General features: G+C 71.4%; 4 protein-coding genes. 2 read left to right on the forward strand and 2 right to left on the reverse strand.

What is annotated here, in order from left to right; all coding sequences use genetic code 11:
- Positions 1-114 precede the first annotated feature (114 nt).
- The gene (locus ACFXGX_RS41430; protein WP_384803072.1) at positions 115-951 is read right to left on the reverse strand and encodes a siderophore-interacting protein; all 837 of its coding nucleotides are present in this window, start codon (positions 949-951) and stop codon (positions 115-117) included.
- Positions 952-1051: 100 nt separating this feature from the next.
- Positions 1052-1990 carry a 5'-3' exonuclease H3TH domain-containing protein gene (locus ACFXGX_RS41435; RefSeq protein ID WP_384803081.1) on the reverse strand — a complete coding sequence of 313 codons (939 nt, stop codon included), beginning with the start codon at positions 1988-1990 and terminating at the stop codon, positions 1052-1054.
- Between the two features lie 170 nt (positions 1991-2160).
- Here ACFXGX_RS41435 and ACFXGX_RS41440 point away from each other — a divergent pair, with 170 nt between their 5' ends.
- Both ACFXGX_RS41440 and ACFXGX_RS41445 read left to right on the forward strand, forming a co-directional pair.
- Positions 2161-3252: a glycine betaine/L-proline ABC transporter ATP-binding protein gene (locus tag ACFXGX_RS41440; RefSeq protein ID WP_384803075.1), complete on the forward strand. Its 1092-nt coding sequence runs from the start codon at positions 2161-2163 to the stop codon at positions 3250-3252.
- On the forward strand, positions 3245-4218 hold a 974-nt coding region (locus tag ACFXGX_RS41445; protein ID WP_384803078.1), incomplete at its 3' end, for an ABC transporter permease. The genes ACFXGX_RS41440 and ACFXGX_RS41445, both read left to right, overlap by 8 nt.

Here is a 4218-nt window from a genome sequence, read left to right on the forward strand (position 1 = left end):
GCGCGGCCGCGCGGCGCCGGGGCGGGCGGGGGCGCCCGCCCGGGGGGCGGGCGCCCCCCCGCCCGCGCGCCCCCCCCCCCTCCTGGGGCGTACGGGGATGGGGGAGGGCCGGTGTCAGGCCGATACCTCCTGCTCCGCCTCCACCTGGGCGTTCCAATCACGCTTCGCTGCCTGCCAGCCGTCCTCGTTGTGGCCGAGGCGCCAGTAGCCGGAGATGGACAGGTCCTCGCGCGGAATCTCGCGCTCGACCCGCAGCAGACCCCGCAGTTCCTTCACGAAGGCGGCCTCGCCGTGCACGAACGCGTGCACCCGCCCCTCGGGGAACTCCAGGGCCCGTACGGCCTCCACCAGGGCCGCGCCGACGGGCCGGTCGCCGCGGTGCAGCCAGACGATCTCCGCGTCGGAGTCGATCTTCTGCTCCTCCTCGGGCCCGGAGACCTCGACGAACGCACGGACCGTGGCGGCGTCCGGCAGTGACTCCAGCGCGGCGGCGATCGCGGGCAGCGCGCTCTCGTCACCGGCGAGCAGATGCCAGTCGGCGGTGGTGTCGGGCGCGTAGGCGCCACCGGGGCCCATGAAGCGGACGAGGTCGCCCGGCTGTGCCCGAAGGGCCCACGGCCCCGCGAGTCCCTCGTCCCCGTGCACCACGAAGTCCAGGGTCAGCTCACGCACCTCGGGGTCCCAGGCGCGCACGGTGTACGTCCGCGTCACCGGCCACTGCTCGCGCGGGAACTCCTCGCGGACGCGGTCCATGTCGAAGGGCTCGGGGTAGGTGACACCCGCGGGGCCGAAGAGCAGCTTCACGTAGTGGTCGGTTCTGCCGCCCGTGGCGAAGTCCGTCAGAGTGTCGCCGCCCAGGACCACCCGTTGCATGTGGGGCGTCAGCCGCTCGGTCCGCAGGACCTTCGCGGAGTGGGGCTTCCGGGGCTTGCGTTCCGGGCGCTCTGCCATGACTGCCTCCTGCTCAAATGGTTAGGCTTACCTAAGTTAGCATTCCTTTCTCGGTGACACCTATGCACGAAGAGGTATCCGTCGGGTCAAAAGTGTTCGGCTAAGCCTGCAGCGTCACGAGCAGGCGGTGCAGTGAGCCACCCAGTCCCCAGCGCGCCGCCAGTTCCTCCAGTGCGGCGGGATCGCGCGGCGCGTGCGGCAGCGCCGTGTCCACCCCGGGAAGCGGCACGTCCCCGGCCACCTTGACGACCGTCGGCGCCACGGCGATGTACGGCCGCGACTCGTCGAGCCGCTTGCGCTGCGACGGCGTCAGCTTCGCCCCCGGGTCGTCGACCGCGGCCATGATGCCGGCCAGGTCGCCGAACTCGGCGAGCAGCTTGGCGGCCGTCTTCTCCCCGATGCCGGGCACTCCGGGCAGCCCGTCGCTCGGGTCGCCGCGCAGCAGCGCCAGATCCGCGTACCCCGGACCGTCGACGCCGTACTTCTCACGCAGCCACGCCTCGTCGGTGAGCTGGAGCATGCCGACACCCTTGAGGGGATACAGCACGCGCACCCCCCGCGCGTCGTCGACGAGCTGATAGAGGTCGCGGTCGCCGGTGACGATGTCGACCGGTCCGGTGGCACGGCCGGTGAACGTGCCGATCACGTCGTCCGCCTCGTACCCCGCGACGCCCACGCGCGCGATGCCCAGCGCGTCCAGGACCTCCTCGATGACGGGCACCTGCGGGGAGAGCGTGTCCGGCACCTCCTCCTCGTCCGGGCCGGTCTCCGTCTCCACCGCGACCCGGTGCGCCTTGTACGACGGGATCAGGTCGACCCGCCACTGCGGACGCCAGTCCGCGTCCATGCAGGCCACCAGATCGTCCGGACGGTGGTCCTTGACCAGGCGGTCGATGAACTCCAGCAGTCCGCGCACCGCGTTCACCGGTGTGCCGTCCGGGGCCTTCACGGATTCCGGGACGCCGAAATAGGCGCGGAAGTACAGCGAGGCGGTGTCGAGGAGCATCAGTCGTCGCGTCTGCAGAGTCACGTTCCGCATCATGCCGTACGCCACTGACAGTGACCTGAACCACTCCCGTGTTTGCTCCGTGTAAGCGGGGGCAGGCGCCGCCTCTGAAGAACGCGGTTGTGAATTCAACCGTCATCGGCAGCCGGGAACACGCGGGTCGTCCTTCCGTGTGTGCGCCCCTGCCCCGACGAGAGGCACCTGTGTCATCCAGGCTTGAGGCCGACCATCTCTACAAGGTGTTCGGAAGACGACCGGAAGCGGCGGTGGAACGGCTCCGCCAGGGGGCCGACCGTGAGGAACTGCGCGCCGACGGCACCACCGCCGCCGTGATCGACGCCTCCTTCACCGTGGAACCGGGCCAGATCTTCGTCGTCATGGGCCTGTCCGGATCCGGCAAGTCCACGCTGCTGCGCATGCTCAACGGACTGCTGGAGCCCACCGCGGGACACGTGCGCTTCGACGGCCAGGACCTCACCGGGCTCAGCGCGCGCGAGCTGCGCGAGGTCCGCTCCCGGAAGATCAGCATGGTCTTCCAGCACTTCGCGCTGTTCCCGCACCGCAGCGTGCTGGAGAACGCCGGCTACGGCCTGGAGGTCCAGGGAGTACCGGCCGCCGAACGCCGTGAACGGGCGGCCGTGGCCCTGGAACTGGCCGGACTCGCCGGCTGGGAGAAGTCCTGGCCCGACGAACTCTCCGGCGGGATGCAGCAGCGCGTGGGTCTCGCCCGCGCGCTCGCCACCGACGCCGATCTGCTGCTCATGGACGAGTCGTTCAGCGCGCTCGACCCGCTGATCCGCCGCGACATGCAGGACCAGCTCCTCGAACTCCAGAAGAAGCTCAAGAAGACCATCGTCTTCATCACGCACGACCTCAACGAGGCGATGCGCCTCGGCGACCGCATCGCCGTCATGCGCGACGGCCGCATCGTCCAGGACGGCACCGCCGAGGACATCCTCGTCCGGCCCGCCGACGACTACGTCGCCTCCTTCACCCAGGACGTCGACCGCTCGCGTGTACTGACCGCGGGCGCCGTGATGGACACGGACCTGCGCGGCGACGAGGCCGACTGCGCCTGCGAGACCGCCACGCCCGACACCCCGTTCGTGGACCTCTGCGCGATGAGCGCCCGCCTCCCGCACCCGGTCGCCGTCGTCGACAAGAAGCACGCCCTCGTCGGCGTCGTCCCGCGGCAGCGGCTCCTCGGCTTCCTCGGCGACGAGCAGGGCGGCCCCCGGGCCTGTCCCGGCGGACAGGACAGCGGACAGGACAAGGGGGTGAAGGCCCATGCCTAGGATCCCCTTCGGCGACTGGGTCAACGACGCGGTCGACTGGCTGCTGAACCACATGGCGTGGCTCTTCGACTTCCTCAAGACCGTCTTCACGGGCACCTACGACGGCATCGACGCCGTCCTCCAGGCCCCCCAGCCGCTGCTCCTCGCCGGCATCTTCGCCGTCATCGCCTTCTGGCTGCGCGGCACTTCGGCCGGTCTGCTCACCTTTGCCGGATTCGCCTTCATCGACTCCCTCGAACTGTGGGAGGACGCGATGGTGACCCTGTCCCTGGTCCTCGTCGCGACCCTCATCGCGCTCGTGGTGTCGGTGCCCGTGGGCATCTGGGCGGCCCGGTCCGACCGGGTCAGCGCCGTCGTCCGGCCGGTCCTCGACTTCATGCAGACGCTGCCCGCGATGATCTATCTCATCCCGGCGATCCTGTTCTTCGGAACCGGCGCCTCCGCCGGCATCGTCGCCACCCTGATCTTCGCGCTGGCCCCCGGTGTCCGCATGACCGAACTGGGCATCCGTCAGGTCGACAAGGAACTGGTCGAGGCCGCCGACGCGTTCGGCACCACCCCGCGCGCCACCCTGCTGCGCATCCAGCTTCCGCTCGCCCTGCCCACTGTCATGGCGGGCGTCAACCAGGTCATCATGCTGGGCCTGTCCATGGCCGCCATCGCCGGCATGGTCGGCACCGGCGGCCTCGGCGGCGACGTCAACGAGGCCATCGGCCAGTTGAACGTCGGCCTCGGCTCCGAGGCGGGCGTCGCGATCGTCATCCTCGCGATCTACCTCGACCGTATGACCGGCGCGCTCGGCACCCAGGTCTCCCCGCTCGGCCGGGGGGGGGGGGCCCCCGCTGGAGCGGGGGGGCGCGGCCGGGGGGGGGGGGGGGGGGGCCCCCCCCCCCCCCCCCCCCCCCCCCCCCCACCCCCCCCCCCCCCCCCCCCCCCCCCCCCCCCCCCCCCCCCCCCCCCCCCCCC

It is taken from the genome of Streptomyces sp. NPDC059371 (assembly GCF_042751995.1).
Lineage (GTDB): Bacteria > Actinomycetota > Actinomycetes > Streptomycetales > Streptomycetaceae > Streptomyces.

Excerpts from the sequence above, each read along its gene's own strand:
- ACFXGX_RS41430 (WP_384803072.1), bottom strand. The coding sequence starts at position 951 with ATGGCAGAGCGCCCGGAACGCAAGCCCCGGAAGCCCCACTCCGCGAAG.
- ACFXGX_RS41435 (WP_384803081.1), bottom strand. The coding sequence starts at position 1,990 with ATGCGGAACGTGACTCTGCAGACGCGACGACTGATGCTCCTCGACACC.